Origin of the sequence: Geomonas propionica (genome assembly GCF_016458235.1) — a bacterium.
GTDB classification, from domain to species: domain Bacteria; phylum Desulfobacterota; class Desulfuromonadia; order Geobacterales; family Geobacteraceae; genus Geomonas; species Geomonas propionica.
Genome location: NZ_JAEMHK010000024.1, coordinates 1 through 18802, shown reverse-complemented (window position 1 = coordinate 18802; position 18802 = coordinate 1). Strand labels below are relative to the sequence as shown.

At 52.2% G+C, this 18802-nt stretch carries 13 protein-coding genes; 3 read left to right on the top strand and 10 right to left on the bottom strand.

Going from position 1 to position 18802, the window contains the following annotated elements:
* Positions 1 to 147: 147 nt before the first annotated feature.
* The 3 genes from JFN90_RS21520 to JFN90_RS21510 are packed head-to-tail and all read left to right on the top strand — an operon-like array spanning position 148 to position 2308.
* On the top strand, positions 148 to 1122 hold the full coding sequence (locus JFN90_RS21520; RefSeq protein ID WP_199397188.1) for an HNH endonuclease: 975 nt from the start codon (positions 148 to 150) through the stop codon (positions 1120 to 1122).
* A gap of 20 nt (positions 1123 to 1142) precedes the next feature.
* Positions 1143 to 2033: a nuclease-related domain-containing protein gene (locus JFN90_RS21515; protein ID WP_199397187.1), complete on the top strand. Its 891-nt coding sequence runs from the start codon at positions 1143 to 1145 to the stop codon at positions 2031 to 2033.
* A 47-nt stretch (positions 2034 to 2080) separates the two neighbouring features.
* Positions 2081 to 2308 (top strand): hypothetical protein, encoded by a 228-nt coding sequence (locus JFN90_RS21510; RefSeq protein ID WP_199397186.1) that lies wholly within the window; start codon positions 2081 to 2083, stop codon positions 2306 to 2308.
* A 279-nt stretch (positions 2309 to 2587) separates the two neighbouring features.
* Here the strand turns inward: JFN90_RS21510 and JFN90_RS21505 are convergent, their stop codons facing one another.
* The 10 genes from JFN90_RS21505 to JFN90_RS21460 form a co-directional block, all read right to left on the bottom strand.
* Positions 2588 to 2731 (bottom strand): hypothetical protein, encoded by a 144-nt coding sequence (locus tag JFN90_RS21505; RefSeq protein WP_199397185.1) that lies wholly within the window; start codon positions 2729 to 2731, stop codon positions 2588 to 2590.
* Positions 2732 to 2862: 131 nt separating this feature from the next.
* Positions 2863 to 4932: a BREX system Lon protease-like protein BrxL gene (gene brxL, locus JFN90_RS21500; protein WP_199397184.1), complete on the bottom strand. Its 2070-nt coding sequence runs from the start codon at positions 4930 to 4932 to the stop codon at positions 2863 to 2865.
* 13 nt (positions 4933 to 4945) lie between these two features.
* Positions 4946 to 7444 (bottom strand): BREX-1 system phosphatase PglZ type A, encoded by a 2499-nt coding sequence (pglZ, locus tag JFN90_RS21495; protein ID WP_199397183.1) that lies wholly within the window; start codon positions 7442 to 7444, stop codon positions 4946 to 4948.
* A 12-nt stretch (positions 7445 to 7456) separates the two neighbouring features.
* On the bottom strand, positions 7457 to 10957 hold the full coding sequence (gene pglX, locus JFN90_RS21490) for a BREX-1 system adenine-specific DNA-methyltransferase PglX (RefSeq protein WP_199397182.1): 3501 nt from the start codon (positions 10955 to 10957) through the stop codon (positions 7457 to 7459).
* A gap of 4 nt (positions 10958 to 10961) precedes the next feature.
* Entirely contained in the window at positions 10962 to 11492 is a 531-nt protein-coding gene (locus JFN90_RS21485) for a hypothetical protein (protein WP_199397181.1), read from the bottom strand.
* Positions 11485 to 12552: an AAA family ATPase gene (locus tag JFN90_RS21480; protein ID WP_199397180.1), complete on the bottom strand. Its 1068-nt coding sequence runs from the start codon at positions 12550 to 12552 to the stop codon at positions 11485 to 11487. The genes JFN90_RS21485 and JFN90_RS21480 overlap by 8 nt, the downstream gene beginning before the upstream one ends.
* Positions 12549 to 16100 (bottom strand): BREX system P-loop protein BrxC, encoded by a 3552-nt coding sequence (gene brxC / locus JFN90_RS21475; RefSeq protein WP_199397179.1) that lies wholly within the window; start codon positions 16098 to 16100, stop codon positions 12549 to 12551. Before brxC ends, JFN90_RS21480 begins: the two co-directional genes overlap by 4 nt.
* Positions 16101 to 16111: 11 nt before the next feature.
* Positions 16112 to 16723, bottom strand: coding sequence for a DUF1788 domain-containing protein (locus JFN90_RS21470; protein ID WP_199397178.1), 612 nt, complete (start codon positions 16721 to 16723; stop codon positions 16112 to 16114).
* A complete protein-coding gene (locus JFN90_RS21465) occupies positions 16720 to 17334 on the bottom strand; it encodes a DUF1819 family protein (protein ID WP_199397177.1) in 615 nt (204 codons plus the stop codon). The genes JFN90_RS21470 and JFN90_RS21465 overlap by 4 nt, the downstream gene beginning before the upstream one ends.
* A 432-nt stretch (positions 17335 to 17766) precedes the next feature.
* On the bottom strand, positions 17767 to 18495 hold the full coding sequence (locus JFN90_RS21460; protein ID WP_199397176.1) for a hypothetical protein: 729 nt from the start codon (positions 18493 to 18495) through the stop codon (positions 17767 to 17769).
* Positions 18496 to 18802: the final 307 nt, after the last annotated feature.

Below are 18802 nucleotides of genomic sequence, written 5' to 3'. Positions count from 1 at the left end.
TGATGATCCACCGCCCCCCTCACCCATGTCCCCCTCCCCCCGCGCACTCTCCCACAACGCCCGCCATCATTAAGCTTGCTTCTTCTCGGTCTTTAATTTAAATTTGGCTAACCTGGGTCAATTAACATTCCGAGATCGAGCAGAGTGATGCCAGCCGACTACATAAAGCAGTTCACCACCCTCAATCGCGCACCCGGCTCCGTATGGACCGAGTCGACAAAGCGCAGGGCGCCACACAAGCCACTCCTGCTGTTGGCCGTGATAGACCTCATTCAGCGCGGCGTCATCACGGCACCTTTCATTGATGCAACCGGTGACCTTGTCGAACTTAACGAACTCTTCGGCCTCTACTGGCGACGCATCATGCCCCTCGGGCAGACCAGCAGCATAGCATTCCCTTTTTCACACCTAGACCGGGAGCCATTCTGGCATCTCGTTCCTCTCCCGGGAAAGCAACTTACTCCCGCCGTCATCAACAACACCAACACAGTCACCTATCTTCGCAAGCACCTCATCGGTGCAGCCTTAGATGACGAATTATTCCTGCTTATGAAGAGCGAAGCCGGTGCCGAAGCATTGAGAGAATCCCTGTTCCAATCTTGTTTCTCGGACATGGCCCAATTGCTACTGCGCGAGCAGTCGATCATCAACCGAGAAGCATCCGCGTACAGCCGCATCCTTGAGGAACAGTCGCACCTGCCGCTAGTGAAGGAAATTATCGAGGCACAAAGTTACCGCCCCGCCGCCCGTGCTCAGGCTTTCAGAAGAATGGTGGTGAAAGCCTATGACCACAGGTGCGCCTTGTGCGGCGTACGCATCATTACCCCCGAGCAGCACACCGCAGTCGACGCCGCCCACATTGTCCCCTGGAGCAAAACTCAAAACGACGACGTCCGTAATGGGTTGGCGCTTTGCAAGCTTTGCCACTGGGCATTCGATAAAGGCATGATGTGCGTATCGAGTGACTACAACGTCCTCACCTCGCGCCAGATAGTAGCAGACCCCAACGTGCCGGGTTTTCTTGTTACACTGAACGGCCGGGGCATGATCCCGCCGCAGGATCACGACCTCTGGCCCGCCCAGGAATACCTATCGGAGCACCGGCGGGAATGGCGGTTATAAAATTACAAAGGTAGATCTACATGACCATATTTTTCGTCCAACTTTTGCCACTAGCCTTCTTTGCCCTGTCCCTCACTGTACCCATTTGTGTCGGGTTATGGATTCGCCACCAACGCAAACACCGCAGGAACCCACTGACGTATCAAATGTTCCGTAACCCCGGTGAGTCAATCAATGGTAGAATCGAGCAGTTAAACGACGAGATCCAGGATTATTTAGCTTTTACAGGTATAGTCCCGTTGTTCTTCTACTCAGCCTACCTCAGCACTCGGTATTTCACCGACACTAAAATTTCTCCGTGGAGTTACTGTGCTTTGACGGTGATATTCGTAGGCCATTTTGGGTATCGGCTAAGCAAGGCAATTAAACAAAGACACAATGAACAACTGGGGCTTGATTGTGAGCGCGCGGTCGGTCAAGAGCTGAATCAACTGATGCTTGAAGGTTGTCATGTTTTTCATGACTTCCAAGCTGACAAGTTTAACATTGACCATATTGTTGTTGCAGAAAACGGAGTGTTCGCTATAGAGACAAAGGGGCGGGCGAAGCCTGATCGGGGCAAAGGACAGGCGGATGCCAGAGTCACTTATGATGGAGATTACCTGCAGTTTCCTCATTGGCGGGAACAGGATCCATTAGAACAAGCGAAGCGACAAGCATCCTGGTTATCACAGTGGTTGAGTAGTGCAGTGGGAGATCAGATCGCCGTACGCCCCGTGCTGGCGCTACCTGGATGGTTCATAGATCGGAAGAAGCCATATCCCATCATTTATAACGGGAAAACGCCTCAGTTTTTGACGAAAATTCGGACGGAGGCACAGTTTTCCCAAGAGATGATCCAACGTATTTCGCATCAACTCGAGCAAAAGTGCCGGAACGTTGCTCCCCAAGCGTATAAAAAGAAAGAATAGAAGATATTGGAGACCTAGCACTCATTAAGGAAAGGAGAAACGACTAAATGGCAATCGTAACGAAAATTACCCGTCAATCTCTCGAAAGAGAATCAAAGCACACTGTGGTAGACTGCACCTACGATGTCATAGAAGTGGAAGGAAAAAGATATCTACAGTTGGACACGTATGGGTCAGCTCAAAGAGAAATCAACGGTAAGAAAAGCCAAAGCATTAGGCTTTCACCAGAAGCCATTGAGCAGTTGAAGAAGATTTTTATGCAGAATAATTTGTAAATACAACCGCCATACGGGGCAGACTCCAGAGATCTACCCAAAAGTGGTGTTCAAGTACGACAATTGCACCACTCTGCACCAACACGTTGTTAGAGGGGGAATTTCAAAATCTCAACAGCGTCCTTACATTTCCCTGTTCAAATGTCAATTTATCAACAACGTCCCCCCCCAAAGGTCGGAACCCATTCGCTCTCTACCGCCGTAGCCCGCTTTGCAAGGGGGGCTGGTGTGTGGCGTAAACCGATACGCCTGGCGTTGTGGCCATGCGCAGCGCGGTACTTATCTTGACTCTTTGGCAGCGATAAACTCGGAGAACGGTTTGTCCCAGTCGACTAGGGGGAATTCCTTCTTGAGGACCTCGGCAAGGTTCTCCTCCTTAAGCGTCTCGTAGGTGACGTCCTTGAAGATACACTCCAGATCCATCCTCGTAATGACCTTGTCTGTCTCGGCATGCAGCGGGCTATCTCGGCATCAAGCCACCTGCGGGCCTGGTCCTCCGTCAGGTTGCTCGTCGGAATCTGGTAGCGGAGAGCCGTGCAGCGTCTCGGCCAGGCTCAGTCTCCCTCCTCCGCTCCATGCCTGTACTTGATAAAAGTCACCTCGAAAGCTTTGCAGGGGCGGAACTGCTGCAGCCGGTTGGCAAAGGAAAAAGCATTGTTCATCTCGTAATGCTGGAATATATCGAGACCCCGATCCAGAGAGATTTTCCAGCCGTGGTCGGTCACGATATGGCGAGCATGGATAGTACCGGTTCCGTCAAACTCCCAAGTGAAGTTTACACCTACCGCACGGGCAGTCTCCTGAATTTTTTCAAAGTTTTCCTTTTGCTGTTCGCCTTTAAACTCGTCTTCTGTCGTCACCAGATGAACAGACACCTCCTCGTCTGGGGCCTTATGCTTTACCACGGTTTCAAGAAATTCCATGAAGTTGCGCATTTGGTAAAACAGACGGATGTACGGGTCAGTGACCGTGATCGCGGCGGTTCCTCTGAGGTAGGAGCCTAGCAGCGTATCGTAAGAGAGCCCCTTCTGGTTCTCCTGAAACGTGAGGTGTTTTTCCTTGAGGACAGGCTCGGCCGTTGTCATTTCGGACGGCGGAAGTGGCAAGGTAGCTTCTTGCGAATCGGAAATCTCGTAGTCTTCGCCCTCGGCAATGGTCTTGTGGTAGTGGTTGGAGTATTCCTCCTCTTCAAGCGTGGTGATCGATTTGGTCTGCCCATCTGAATCGAGGTAGGAAAAGCGGACGTTGCTGTAGGTAGAATCGATCCGCATCAGTTGATCCTTAACACGCTTGCGGCCTTCGATAGCAAACCTTAGTAACTCCTCGACATCTTCCTTGGACGCTCCACCTTGGGGGAAGAGTATCTTCATCAGGCCAGAGAACGTCTTGTTAATGCCGTCGCGGTCCCTCGTCGAAATGTCGGAGGAGAGAGTGAAATGTTCTTTGTAGCGATCCGAGTAGTCGTGGTTGCGAAGCGAGCGCAGGATCTCTGCCAAGTAGTCCACCACGAAACCGTAACTGCTGGAGAACATCTCCCCCCGAATGATGTCGATCTCCCAGCCAGGGATATAGAAATGAATGCGGTCGAGGAACGCGGAGTCGTAGAACTTTTCGGGCAGTTCGCAAAACAGGTCGGAGTGCTTAAGCATGTAGGGCACAGTGTGCTGGGTATTTCCCACGAAGGCCATTGACGCCTCAGCTCCTAGCGTCTCGACGCCACGGGAAAACGACTTATTGGCCATGTAGTTCTTCATGATGTCGACCAACGCCTTGTCCACGCGCTTCTGCTTTCCGGCAAACTCGTCGAAGGCAACGCAATCCCAGTAGCCAACCAGGCCGATCTTCCCTGTGGAGTTGTTCACGAACAGTTTGGGAACCGTGACCTCGCCTCCGGAGATCAGGATACCGTGGGGCGAGAACTCGGAATAGATATGTGATTTGCCAGTACCCTTGGGGCCAAGCTCAATTAGGTTGTAGTTGCGCTCGCAGAACGGGATCAGCCGGATTAGCTGGGTCAGCTTGCTGCGCTTGCTGAACATCTCGGGATTGAAGCCAATGCTCTGCACAAGCAGGTCGATCCACTCGTTGGTGGTGAATTGTTTGCGGGCCTCAACATAACCGTCAAAGTCGAAGTGGGATAGCTGTATAGGCTTAATAGTGGACAAGATCCAGGGACAGGCGCTCTTGTCTTCGGTGAATTCATACTCGACGTCAGCGATGCACCACACGCCGCTGACCAGAAGCTTGGGGTGCGTCTTCACCGTACCCGAGTCGACCAAAACCTTTTTGATGCCGAGGTTGGAGAACTCTGCCTCGTAGACGTCAGCCTTGTCGTTCAGGGCCACGCTGATTTTGTCAATGACCTTGTATCGCCCTTTTTCTTTGATGTGAGATCGAACCAGGCCAGCCTCGTTGCGATGAACGTAATGCTTGCGCAGGATCTCTTTCACTGTTTCAATGCCGGTCTGGATGGTCGGTTCGTCGCTGGTGGCGCAATACTGTCCTAACAGGTACTCCAACACGTAGGACGGAACAATGGCGTTACCCTTGACCGTCTTGACGAGATCCTTGCGAACAACGAGTCCTGGAAAGTATTTGTTGATCTTTTGGTCAAGTTCGTTCATCGATCACCTGTCCTTAAAAGTCGAAATCGCTGGTAAATGAGCGCCGCATCAAGTATCTAAGCGATTTATACTCCTTGAAATGGGAAGTTCCGGCGTGCTTTTCCTCCAGTCGAAGGATGACTTCTTGACCATTGGCCTCGTCAGCCTTGCGGGTCAGTACAAATCGCACCTGCAGCTCCCGCTCTCGGGGATTATCCGAGCTTAGGTCAAAGGTCAGGTCGTGGCTGTCAGAGATCAGATCTCCGGCTTCGGTGTAGATGCCAGCGCGTAGCATACGCGGCTGGACCTTGTCCGTTACCGGACTGGCCTGATACATTGTCACAGCCAGTTGGCCAGCAGTAATCACCGAACTGGCTCCACGTAGGATGTCGACCTCGACAGCGGAAACATCGCTCTGGCGCTTCTTGTTGATCTTGAGCACCGGAATAACCACTTCTTGCAACGACGCGCCGCCATGCACATAACGGCTGCCGGATCCTTTCAGGCGCAAGCGGTTGATTGATTTGGGAATCTGCACCTCCACCTGTCCGGCAAGGCTAAGCTGTTCCGAGGTGAACTTGTGCAGACTCGCTGCCTCGGTGAGACCCTTCCCGAGGACAAACCGGCGGTCGCGGAATAAAATCTGATCTCCCTCGGCCTCGGCTCCGGAAAAGTCGCTCTCGTCGATGGCGCGGTTCTGGTAAATGAAACCATGGTCCGAGGTCAGCAGCAAGTTATTGGCGTTGGCCCCGGTCAGCTTCTTGATGAGGCGAACCAGATCCTGTAGGGTTTCCTCCACCGCTTCAAAAACCCGCTCCTCGGATTCCCGCTTGTCACCGGTCGAGTCTATGCGGTTGTGGTAAACGTAAATCACGTCGTGTTCGCGTAGCAGTGCCCGGCAGTCATCCCCCTTCATGGCCATAAGCTCATCGGCCTTGCAGGCGGTCGCCCGTTGACTGATTGCCTGGCTGAGGATCTTCATTCGGTTGGCCGTGCCCTGAGAGCTTTGATTATCCACCAGCACGGTACCCGTTTCATTGTCGGCAATTGTTAGCGTGTTGTTGGGCAGTAGCGCCGCCATGCCTAGCTGGGTATAGCTGGGCAACATCGAAAGCATCGGTTCCAATTCTGCGCTGTAACGATCCTCCTGGCGGATCAGCCCCAGCAGCTCATCGCCGACTTCATAACGCATGGCGTCAGAGATAATAACGCAGACTTTATTGTCCTTACGAAGGAACGGCTGGACCCAGTGTTCAAAGAACTCCTTCTGTTTGCGCACGGGGAAGGCTTCCCACTTCGATGCCGTATCCACAAAAATCTGGAAGCGGTCGCCCAGCTTCAGCAGGTAGTTGTTGGAATATAGGTTTTCAATCTGGTTGGTCAGGGTACTCATTAGCGATGCCTGCCCGGACATGCGCACGTGATAGGTGAACTTGCGATAAAGCTGGTCGAGCAGGTACCAGAAGCGGCTATAGCGCTGCACCCCTTCAGCAAGGCTCTCCATTTGGAGGTTGGCCTCGGCTAAGGAATAAATGAACTGAGCTCCGTAATCGATGGCTTCATACAGATGTCGGTATTCGTTATACCAGTGGCCCTGTCGCCGCTGGCGGACCCAGAGCGATACATCCCCACTGGAAGCCGTGCGGGATGCGACGGTCCGCACCAGATCAGTGATGATTTTCTGATCGATCAGACGGAAGTAGTCCAGTTCAATCAACTCACGGAAATCCCGCTTGGCCAGATCCTGCTCAATCCCGAGGACCTCAGCACATTCTCCCGAGAGCGTTTCGAAGCCTTCTTCGAACTGGCGGCTGTCCTTCCAGCGTTTGAGGAAAACGAGGGCATCGCTGGTCAATTTTACTTGGCCATCTGTGCCCATGGCATAGCATGATTTGAACAGCTCAATGACAAAGTCGCGGATGCCTGGCTCGTCGGACTTATAGCCATAGCAGCGGGTCATCTGTTCCCAGAGGAAACGGTCCAAGCTGCACCGGTCGACTAGCTTGTTCTTTTCCTCCCGGCCGTCGGCCAGTTCCTGCAGCAGGTTTTCCACCACTGCATCCATACGAGGCTCGCTGCCGGTGCAGACGGCCAGCATCTTTAGACGAATTTGACCGGCGGTGTCGTTCGCATCTAGCAGCTTTTTCACAGCGTCCTTGCGTTTCACCGCCTGAAAGAACTCTGCATGCGCCTGCACCACATCCGCGAACTCCAGGCCTAGCTCCAGTTCGGACAGCCAGATAGCTACTTGGTCAGTCCGGAACTCGCCGTGGGCGAGTTGCACATCAAGAAGCCAGTTATCCAGATCGGCGGGCTGAGCCCCTTCCCGGTAAAGCAGGAATTTCTGGTCAGGCTGCTCACGCAGCAGCCTGTACTTCATGCTGTACTCGTTGTTCATGAGTTCCAACTTCTGGATGCCCGGCAGCGACAGCGACTCGAAATCGCCTCGCAGCTCCTGCTTTGCATCGTACCAGAAGACAATCCGGTGCCGATCAAAGAGCTTGGTCAGGGCCTGGGCTATGCGGTTTTCCATAAAACTTGCTCCTTACTCCTCATTCGCATCAAGCCCGACGATTTTCTTCAAGGCTGTCCCGAACTTTGGGTAGTTGACCTTCACGCCGTCATCAAGGTCAATCTGTACCTGCTCGGTGGCCAGCGGATAAAGTACCTCGCGCTCATACTCCTCCAGCTCAGAAATCATCTTGGTGATCTTTTCGATTTCCTTCAGGGCATTGGTCTTCTCACCCTGGGAAGCACTTGCGCTAATGCTGACCGCTTCCAGATGATTCTTGTGGGAGTTGAGCTTCGTGCGGAACTCGCGAAGGTAGTTGTTGAGCACCACGCTAACGGTGTCCGGGCGGTATCGGTGCATATATATCAGTGCGTTGAAACTGCCCTTGGGGCTAGAAAACAGCCAGTAGATGGGACGCTTCTTGTAACGCTTCACATGGTCATTGTAGAACTCGCCCAGAAAATAATCGCGGATACCGTAGTTGCGCTTGCCTTTAATGTTCAGCGCCTGCTCGACGAATCGGAGGTTTTCATCATAGTGCTCTTCACCAAATGCTACGCGCAGGAACTTGCGGAAATGCTCGACGACATCATCGGTAAACCAGTCGCCATCGAGCATTGGGATGACGTTGTCATCATCGGCTGGGAAGCTCGGCTCCGGAACCCGCTCCACATAGTCATCGAAGGTCTCGCCCTGGTTAGCTAAGATCAATCCAGGCTTATCCAGGGCGTAACGGCCGAACATGCAACCCACCGCATAAGAGACTAGCTCCCTCATGGTGTCGGCCAGCAGCAGCGCCTCCAGCTCGTCTTCGCTCTTGTCGTTGTCGTAGCGGTAGTGCGGGTTGCAGGTCAGGGTGATCTCGTCGAGCGGCACCTCGGGCGTCAGCTCATCCTGCAGGCCGTAGGCGTCAATGAAGATGCGGTTGTTCTCTTCCTCCAGCTGTTGCATACCCAGCGTTATCTCCAGCCAATGGGCGCGAAGCGTCTGGTGGGTGACCTTCAGAGTTGGCTGGCGGAAGTCAGGATTCAGCAGTGGTAAGCTTTTGAAATCCCAAGAGGTTTCAAATGAATCCCAATCACGGTTGTGTGACGACACCAACTCCTGCGTATTTTTTACAATACCCAGATTTTTGTTTGATGTAGCGAAGCTGGGAATTCGAGCCACATCACCGACTGTTTTGGTGATGGTCGGATTGATGGCATTCAAAAAATAGTTTGCACACTTGCTGTTATAGTATGCCATTGCCAAGTCTAATTCATGACTGTAAAAACATGGAGATAGATCACCAGGAATAATGCCGTGTGGATGAAGCCTGAAAGCGTTATTGCCGGTAGTCAATCTCGCCCAACATACTGCTGACTTGAAATATAGAGATTCGCTAGGAATTATTGCTTTGCCTGATTTTTTTATGTCTTCGCCATCGTTCCGCCAGTTCACAACCAGATCCAGGTTTCCATACCACTTACGAAAACTCCCCCCATTGTTAAATTGAAACCATTTAACTTCACTTTCCGAGGCATCCTCTTTGCTCAGCTTGCGCCACTCGATATTTTTGGCCTCACATTCGAACCAATTGCGAATAAATTCATCTTTGTTTCCAGTCTGCAAGCCCCGGCGGGTTGAACCTACCTCAGACATCGGCGGCAAAGAGAAAGCTTGGTATCCAGCTTTGCTAATCCAATAAGCAATAGGATTGCCGGGAATTTGTTTTAGCTCTGCAGCTGAAACGAAATAAGGGCTGTTTTGACTTGAAACCAACGCGGCATTTTTCTCGGCCTCACTGTTTCCTTCAGTAAGCTTGATGTAGCTTCCTTTGTAGTCTGGGCTTTTTGCTTTTTTAATGACGAATGCAGTTGTGGACACAACCTCTCCACCGATGCTATCGAATGCACGCGCCCCTAAATGAGCCATCGAAAGAACAGTGTCACTGATTAGCAATTTTGCTCGCAGCGTCTCGAAGGATGATAAAAACATCCAGCTTTGCATTGTTATCATTGCAATGCACCCGCGATGTTGTGCGAGGTCTAAATTGCGCTCAATAAACATTGCAAAAAGATCGGCCCTACTATCCTGATAATTGTCTTGGGAAAATACTTTGAGTCTCGCGTTCATGCCGCCTCCGCCCATATACGGCGGATTGGCAATCACAACATGATATTTCGGGCTCAGGTAATCGGCCTGCCGCAGGGCTTGCAGAACCCTCTGATGAGTCATGCTAATAAACAGCTGCCCTGAGACGTTCTTTGACTCTAGAATCCTGAGCATACCGTCCACGTCGGTAACACCCGGACGGATCAGGGAGCCGAAGTTGTCGGCCTCTTCGAATTGGTGCAGGGTGGTTTGCAGTAGCACGGTAAACAGGTCCCGCCCGACAAAGTCCATGTACTCCTTCAGCTCACTCCCGTCGAAGTGCACATTCTCCAGCACGCAAATGTTTGGCTTGACGCCCTTGTTGAAAAACCGGCGCTGTTTGGCACGGGCCTTCATGGTCAGGGCAAAGGCGGCCAACTCCCCGGCGCGTTCGTCGATCTCGATACCGTAGAGGTTATTCGTGAGGATCTTCTCTGGAATCTCGGCTGGCTCGTAGCCTTCCTCCTCGTAGATGGCGTAGAGAAGGTCGAAGGCGTAGGTGAGCATGTGGCCGGAGCCGCAGGCGGGGTCGCAGATCTTGATCTCCTCCGGCTTGGAGATGCGCAGGAAGTCCGTCTCGGCTTGTTGAGGGTGGAAGTAATAGTCCATCAGCTCGACCAATTTCGAGCCGGGACGGTTGAGCACCCACAGACGGCCAAGGGAGTTTTCCACCAGGTAGCGCACGATCCAGTGAGGGGTGAAGAGCTGAGTGGCGGCGGGGATGTTTTCGGCAGAGATCTTCTTGTTCTTTTTCAGCCCCTCGAACACCTCGTCCTTCTTCTCGGAGATGTAGAACTGGTAGAGCCAGCCAATCACCTCGACATCCTTGCAGACGTTTGGCGTCATCGCCTCACGGGTAAAGGCCAGTATCGAGTTACCTGAGAGCAAATCTTCCGGCATTAGCAGTTCGGTGAAATCATCGATGCGCTCAAACAGAAACGGCATGGCTTTGTTCCAGAAGTTGCAGACAGCGACCACCAACAGGCGGTAGGCCTCGCTCTGTGGATTGAGGCTAGGCGCTTTGCCATCGAGCAGAGCAAAGATCTGTAGCCGAACTTTCTCCGGTACCATCTCGTCGTCGATATGGCCCATTTTGGCCTCTGCCAAAATCTCGGGTTGAAACTGCCCTTCGGCTGGTGACACCACACCGATGCGGTTGTAGCGATTTACGTCCATGAAACGCAAGGCGCAAAAGCGGTTGAACCAGATGTAGGCAACTCGCTCGACGACCTGCTCCTGGCCGTGCCCTTTGATTGCATCTTCAAGTTTCTTGATAGCCTCAGCACTTTCACGACGTGCGGCGCTGTTCTCGACCAGCACCAACTTGAGCTTGGCGGATACCTGTTCCATCAGACTGCGCCGGGCGAATTGAGCAAATTTTTTGAGTTTTGCTGTTTCCATCTATTTAGGCTCCTCCGGCTGCAGCAGCGGCCAGGCGGGTGACCGGCCAATCTGGGAACACGACTTTCCATGTTTCCATGTTATGGACTTGGCAACTCGCTAGTGGCTCACGATCCCATCGAACGGATTTCTTGGAAAAGTTGGTCAGTTGCCTTTCGAGTCCATCAATGATGGGCTGTAGCAATGGGCTTTCCAGAGTGATAAGTGAGACGTAGTGAACTGACTTTTCTAAACGGCGTTCGGCCCAGCGAAAGAAAAAGGAAAAGAGATATTTTTCAATCAGCGAAGCTTCGAGAGTGCCCTCCACAATTTTTTTGAGAAGCTTTGTGCTGCCGACATCAACTGCATCAGGTCGACCTGGATCTTTCACTTCAATGAAATAGATTGCGTCCTCCATTTCAACTATGAAGTCCACTCTGGGCATGTTCTGAAGGTCATGATATTGGGGAAGTTCGGGGTCATTCTGATCGAATTTCATCGCGTGCCGAGCACCAACGAAATCAATCTGAAGGCCGTCTTCTTCAAGCTTATTCACTCACGGCCCCCTTCAGACGTGATTTCGCATGGGCAATCGTCAAGTGATTGAAGGCCTCAGCTATCGGATTTTTTTCAATTTCACGATAATCATCAGTGGAGTAAATTTTGACCTGTGCTGATTGACGATCCCGATATAAAGCATGAAAGCGCACATGGTCACCCTCGCCCTTGTCCATAAGCAGATCGAACCACTTGAGCAGCACGTAATCATGTGTCGTCAGAATGATCTGCTGGCCGTTGCGCGACAGCTCCATCAGAATCTGCACGAGCAACTCCATCAACTTTGGATTCAGGTTGGATTCGGGCTCGTCCCAAAACAGCGGACCACTGACGCCGGGCTGGATCGCACCGGTCTCCAAAAGGCGCGAGAGCATCCCCGCCTTGCGGAATCCCTCGGCCATCGAGTTGGCGGAGTATTCAGCATTCTCGGTCTTGAAGGTGACCTTGCCGCCACCATAGAAAACGAATCGGCCACGACAGATGCCTTCGATTTCCGCCATGGCCCATTTGGATTTTTCGTGCAGGGTTTCCGGGCGTACCTCCGGGAGATCCAGCAGCAGACAGATGTCCTGGTAGGTCTGATCAAAGGAGAGCCCGTATTTCTCGTACAAGCTGTTGAACCCCTTCATGAACGAGAGGACTTCTTTCGTTGGGATGAAAACTGCCTCGGCTTGGTACTGCGCGTAGTTAGCGCGATCCTGAACGGCCAGCGCCTTGGAGTTGTTGAAGAAAGTCGTGGCGATTTTCTGCCCCCCTGCGAACTTGGCCGATAGATAGGCCTGGTCGGTCGCGCCTTGGCAATGCATCTTGCCGAGCTTGTCGTCCAGCGGCATGAAGAGCCGGAGCAGCTTGGCAGTCAGCGCCGCTTCGAGCTCATCCTCGCTGGTATCAGGTTTGTTTTTGAATAGGGGTGCACCGGCACAAAGGCCATAAGCCGCCTTGAGCAGGTGGGTTTTGCCGGTGCCGTTCTCGCCGATGATAACATTGATCTTGGGCGAGAGATCCAGCGTAAGGCCGGTGAAGGCCGTGAAGTTTCTAAATTCAAGACGCTCAATCATATTTGAATCCTTTTCCCTTTGCTAATTTCATCCAGCAGGGCCTTGCGCATGGATTCCAGGTAGCGTTCCACATCCGTCTCATCGGCCAGCCAAGCTTTATCGAAGGAAACTTTCACCGACCGGCTGGGCACATACTCGATTCGCGGTTCCGGCTTTGCGGGGGGCGTAGATTTCGTCCCTTCATCCGGCGTGGTGCTTCCACCGGGTTCCGGTGCAGGCTCGGGTGCTGGTGCCGGTTGCGCCCAGGATGCCATCTGCGAAAGCAGACGCTGGTAGTCGTTTTCCTCAAACCGGCGCAGGGTGTCGCGAATGACGGCTATCAGCTTCTGACGCTCAATCGCGGCGTTAAAATCTATGAGCGGTCGAGTAATCAGCTCCTGCTGTTCCCCGCTCAATGTGCCAAATTCAGCCATGCTGCAGAGGCGGCCTTTGAGGGCGGCAACCGTCTCCTTGGCGTTGGTAATCTCGGCCTCTATTTGTGCAGTGACTTTCTCCTCCAAAATTTCGATTTGCGTCTTCACCTGCTGCATGCGGTTGCCCTTGAAACAATCAGGATCGGTCAGGCAGGCGACCACCTGAGCTGCTTCATCACCTTCGATATAGGCAAAGTTTGGCTCCTGGGATTGGACAAACTTACGGGCGTCATCGAAGATTCCTTTAAGTGAACCGCTCATGAACTTGCGGAGAGGGTCTATGATCTGTTCCTTCATGTCGAGCAGCGCATCTTCCTGACGAGTGAGTTCAGTCAGGTACCAGGTATAGGGCTTCCCGTTCAGCTCCTTGAGTTTTTCGAGTACCGGGATCAACGCATTCAGGAACGGATATTGCGATGCCTGAGCCGCCAACGGGGTAAGTTGATGTGTGAGTTCCTGAAGCGCAGCGCCGGTTTCTTTCCCCAGCGCCTTTGCTTCACCGGCACGTGGAGGAGCATCAAAGAAGTCCTCAAAGAATTCCTTGAGAGCCCGGACCTGCGATGCAGTAAATTCAACCTGAGGCTCTAACACCACATTCCCGTGTGCGTGAGTGTTCCGCAGCGCCCGCTCTAACTCGTCTTCTTCCAGCAGGTTGCCGTCCGTGCGAACCTCGACCTTGCCGCGAGCACACAGATTGGCCAGCGTACAAAGTACGGCGGCATAGTACCAGCCGTAGGGTTTGCGCTCGAATTTTTCCAATAGGTTTTTCAGTGTGGTACGGACACCACCCCGGTTGTTGCTTTGAATGAATGCCAAAAGCTCCTGCTCGGATTCGGCAAGGGAAGTGGCATCGTTGCCGAACAGCCCCTCCTGTGAATACTTCAGGTATTTGGCGATGTCATTTTCGGTGTAGTTGATGCCACGCAGCATGCGAAGGTTCGGGTAAGCCCGAGAAATAAGTTCATAGAATCCACGCAGCACTCGGGTCTGCGCATCCTGCGAACCAATTTCGATGTCAGCACCTGCCACCAAAAGTTTGGCCTGTCCCATCAAGCTTTGAACGCGCTGTTGCAGATCCGCATACCGTTCCCGGTTTTGGAAGCCTTTATCAGTCAGGATGCGTTTCACCGCCTCCTGCTGTGTGATAGAGATGTTTTGGCGGATGTATTTCTCAGTCCGCTTGTACATGAGGATGTCGCGAACCAGGCGTTCATCAGCTGGCATCAGTATCAGTAGCTCATCCCGGCCCATGCTCTGCATCCGCAGAATGGACTCGCTTTCAGCGTGTTCATGAAACGGGCTGATGACATGAATGGACAACTCGTACTCCCGCCCGTGCAAGCGATCATCAAGTTTTCTAGAGAACGGGTAGTCCTGACCGTTCTCGTCATAACGGATCTTGCGATGTCTGATGACGTGGTCGAAAACAATTTTTTCAAGCTCAGCGGCAACGTCTGATGACTCCACCTCGGTGTTCTTGATTTCCTGTTCGACGTCTTTTTCCTCGTCGGTGAGGTATTCGTAGAGTTCGCCATTGCGTTGCACATAAGTCTGCTGTTCCAGAAGACTGAGGGCTTCTTCGACGCGCTTCCTCAGCGCTGGAAGATCTTGATTGAAGCGGTCTAGCATCAGGATGCAGATGTTTCTTATCGTCGGTTTAAATTCGCGAACGTATTTGACTAGAAACAGGACTTTCAGCAGGCGGATAGCAAAGACGTCATCCAACTGTCCCTCTGCCTGTATGACCGCTTTTTGGATCTGGGATTTCAGTGCGGTGCGAATTCCCTCGAACATCAAGTCGAAGGTCGCCAGCTGGCCAACTTCATGATCTCCGATCTGAATCGCCACCTGTTGGAACACACCCAGCATGGAGCGTTCGCCCACGGAACTATGCTTTCCCTCGAACGCATTATGCTGGGACAGGTTCTGAATGGCCGACTGGAACAGCACGAACTGGTACGGAATGAACGGATAACTGTGAATGAAGTGATCCCTGTCCTGAAAGTTCCGATAAGTTTGCGAGCCGTCGGCAAAGTCGAACAGGGTCTTAAAATTGTTGGACTGCGCGTGATAAATGTCCGACAGTTGACGAACACCTTCGTCTGTTTTCGTGAGCAGACGTTTTTGGATAACCTCCGCCACATCTGCGCTGGTGAGCTTCATACGATTGGCGAATCGGGCCTGGATCTTCGAGAAGTCGTTGCCCTGCTGTTTGCCCATCTCACCGACAACCGTCCCCATGTCTTCCTGAGCTGTCACGATGACCCATGCACGTCCTCGGCACTTAGTGGCCATGCTTTCAGCAATTGTCTGGAGGTTTGTCATCAGCTTGACGTTTTCGGCAATGTACTGTCCAACCTCATCCACGAAGAAGTTCAGCCGAAAATCGGGAGACTGCCGTTCGATGTAGGCGTGGACCTGTTCGGCAAAGTCTTCGATGGAGACACGGTATTGGCTGCGGTACTTATCCAGTATCCCCATGGCCGATGTTTCGTCACCACCTGTGACGTGGGCATAGGACTTGGCAATATTTTTCGCCTCCAATAGGGCCTGTTCGCGTCCTCGCTGCCAACTTCTGCCTGCGGTAGATTCATAGGAGGATTTAAACTGCTCGTAGAGTCCACGGCTGTCGAGGTCGCGCTCGAACTGGGCAATGTGCCCCTGTTTGCCGTAGTACCCACACATCTCGTCAAAAACCTTAACGAAGACCGCGAGGAGCGCGTCGATCTGGGTCTTGCTGATGACATCCGCTTTCTGGTCGATATTGAACAGGATGCTTTTCGACGGGATAGCGACCGCCCGTTTGAGATCCCCGCGCAGAATTTCGTTGTCACCGCACTTTGGTAGGAACAGGTCAAGAGCTGAGGTCCCATCGATCAGTCGGTTTTCAAGCAAGAAAGCCAGCATTTTCAAAAGGTGGGATTTACCGGACCCAAAGAAGCCAGAGACCCAAACGCCGTTAGCACCTTCGTAATTGTTATAGGCGTCCAGGAAGGACTCAAGTCGTTTCTCGACTTCGTTGGTCAGGACATATTCTTCAATTTCGAGTCGAAGACTTGCTTCATCGTCTGCTTTGATGACTCCCTCAATCGGGCGGTCTACAGGCTTCTTGAAAATTGTCTTAAGAGTTGTCACACGCCCCCCGGCTATGGTTCGCAGTGAAAAATGTTGAATGCCCGGTAATACTTGTCGTCGTGAAGCTTTCCGAAGAGATCCAGTGATGCCCCGGACTCCAAGGAGTGAGTGTAGGCTCCGGGGAAGAACATTATGGTCGGCTTTTCTTTTGCGGTGCTCTGCAGGTTATTCAAAACATTGTGGGAGCGGATATAGGGAAACACCTCACCAACCCCAGAAAGAAAAAGGACTTCGAAATCAGTGCTTGCCAACTTGGTCGCTATGGCCGGGACAAGGTGCGCTTCGGGGTCCAGCACCCCTTGCAGCAATTCCTTTAGCTGCTCTTTGGATACCGACTCCTCCATTTCGAGAATCTGGGTCCAAACGTCACGATCTTTGAGTATTTCTATCGAAAGGTCGTACAAGTTTATCTCTAGAACCCGAACACCGACCTGCTCAAGGCGGTTGGCCAACTGATGCTGAAGTCGCTCCATATCCACAGCCTCTTCAGGTTTGAAGGGGCAGATAAAAAACGGCACCTCGTTTCCAAGACCTTGTTTGCTGAGGAAACGTTGGCCCGAGATCACCGCAAAAAGATGCTGAAATCTGTCTTGCATTGACATTCTTGCTACGTCTGCCGTCACGGCGCTATCCCCTTCAGATCAGATTCAAATAGTGGAAAGTACGATAAATCACGGTGACTACCCTGCGAGAGTACATCAAGCAATTTCGGGCTGAGCATAGCAGCGTTTATCACACCGTTAGCCGATAGCAGATCGGCCTCACGAAGCATCTTGAATAAAACCTGCCGTAATTTTCTACGTGTTGCCAAACTGATCTCATCTAATTCCGAATGCCATTCGGACTTTTGGTTGAAGAACGAGTCAAAGTCAGTGTAGGTCAAGTCAGCCTTCAGCGTGATGTAGCGCTCTCGAAGCATTTCCACCGCAAAATCGGCGATGAACTTGTACCTACGGCAAGCAGCGAGCCACAGAAGAAATGTTTGGTCTTGGGAGCTGCCATCTGCAAGGAGTTCAAGCTCACCAACACTCAGAGTCTTCAGCCGCGAAACAACCTCACGACAAAGCCGATTTAGAGTATTCAGCGTTCTAGTCTGTAACAGGTTTTCAGCAATCACCTTCTTACGAACAGAATCCCAATCCCGAAGGTCAAGATAGAGCGTAGCCAGCTTCACGGATTCCCGGTGAAACAGCCCGCCCGTGGTGAATGACATGATGTATCTGTCGTTACTCATTTTATATCCAGATTCAAGGGTTCAGGGTAATCCAGCAGGACGTCCTGCACGAGCCTAAATTCAATTGCCGATTTTTCACATAAAATTGTAGTTCTGTTGACGGGGAAACCGGCGCCAACGATCGGCTTGTGTTGGTCAGCTAGAAGGAATCGGCCCGTCAGAAATAGCAAGTATTCATAGCAGATTTGTCGGCGGAAATACAGGAGAAATGAAGGAATCGTTAATCGAAATACGACATGGCATTCAAGGTTTCTTGGGGGGAGCTCGGATCAGCCTTGGGAAAGCCCGGGGCAGCCTTGCAATGTTGCAAAATTGGGGCGGAGATGTGTAAATCACCGAGAGGTGGTAACGCAAAGGGCTTAGCCGACATGAGCCTCGGTACCTGAGCCGCGGTGCCGGATCTTGAAATATTAGGTGTGAGGTTGGGGCGATTCATTTACGGAGTTGCATACGTGTTGAGACAACATCTCCAGCCCGAAGGCCGCACTCAACATCGGCATCGGTCCAAATGAAGTCCATGTTCTTTATGGGAATTTGAACACTACCCTGACGTAAGGTGACTCGTGCATCGATGGAGACGGGCGTATCGTCGCTGAATACCCCGTTTATCGCGGCGAGATTGTAGGCGTTATCCATTTCCGGAGCCCACTTGAATCTGACTGGCTGGTCCGGCTTGGACGTCTTACTTTTATCCAAAGATTTGTCGATCTCTCTCCAGCACTTTGCAACGGGTGCAGGAAGAGAGGCCATCTCCTTCTCTTTTGTTTCCTTTTCGCTCTTTGCTGAATTTTTCTCCATCAATAGACCAATAGGGGCCCAGACGGGCATAGTAACCAGAGCCCCGAGGAAAATGTAGACATCCGCAACAATTCCCACAGGCAGCAAAGCCCACGCGGCTGGATGGGGCTGCCGACGTTCGCTTTTCGCAACGAGCCCCATGGCATCGGAAACAGCAACACCCTCCAGTGCCGGAGCCCCAAAGGAGCCATAGGAGACCAAGAGCGCACAGCGTGGATAACCGTTACCGATCAACGGTAGGCGGTCTGCCGTCACCCAGTTAGCACTCTCCTGTTGAGCGATCTGCAGTTCGTGGACAGAGTCATTGAGAAAAAAGCGTGCGGTATCACAGCCTGCTGGTAACTTGCGGCGTGGGATGATCAAAGTCTCCTTGCCTTGGGAAGTCGGCTGGCTCGCGCCCCACCATCTGGTGATTTCGTACGCGTTCCCCTTGGTGCCCAGAACAAAGATCCCAGCGGCCTTAGGCTCACCCTTGGCAGTAGCTTCGACCCAAGAGGCGGCAAGACATCCGGTCAACGTTGCACTAAGCAGCGCAGAGATGGTCAGGTAGCACAGAACCCGTAGTGAGAATGGAATTGTTTGTCGAGACAATAACTGACCTGTCTTCGCAATAGAGGACACGTTAAAAACCCTTATGCTGCCATCTTAAACTCCTGCTGTTCGAACTCTT

What these genes read in the sequence shown, in the direction of transcription:
- JFN90_RS21520 (WP_199397188.1), top strand. Translation starts at nt 148, where the DNA reads ATGCCAGCCGACTACATAAAGCAGTTCACCACCCTCAATCGCGCACCC.
- JFN90_RS21515 (WP_199397187.1), top strand. Translation starts at nt 1,143, where the DNA reads ATGACCATATTTTTCGTCCAACTTTTGCCACTAGCCTTCTTTGCCCTG.
- JFN90_RS21510 (WP_199397186.1), top strand. Translation starts at nt 2,081, where the DNA reads ATGGCAATCGTAACGAAAATTACCCGTCAATCTCTCGAAAGAGAATCA.
- JFN90_RS21505 (WP_199397185.1), bottom strand. Translation starts at nt 2,731, where the DNA reads ATGGATCTGGAGTGTATCTTCAAGGACGTCACCTACGAGACGCTTAAG.
- brxL (WP_199397184.1), bottom strand. Translation starts at nt 4,932, where the DNA reads ATGAACGAACTTGACCAAAAGATCAACAAATACTTTCCAGGACTCGTT.
- pglZ (WP_199397183.1), bottom strand. Translation starts at nt 7,444, where the DNA reads ATGGAAAACCGCATAGCCCAGGCCCTGACCAAGCTCTTTGATCGGCAC.
- pglX (WP_199397182.1), bottom strand. Translation starts at nt 10,957, where the DNA reads ATGGAAACAGCAAAACTCAAAAAATTTGCTCAATTCGCCCGGCGCAGT.
- JFN90_RS21480 (WP_199397180.1), bottom strand. Translation starts at nt 12,552, where the DNA reads ATGATTGAGCGTCTTGAATTTAGAAACTTCACGGCCTTCACCGGCCTT.
- JFN90_RS21465 (WP_199397177.1), bottom strand. Translation starts at nt 17,334, where the DNA reads ATGAGTAACGACAGATACATCATGTCATTCACCACGGGCGGGCTGTTT.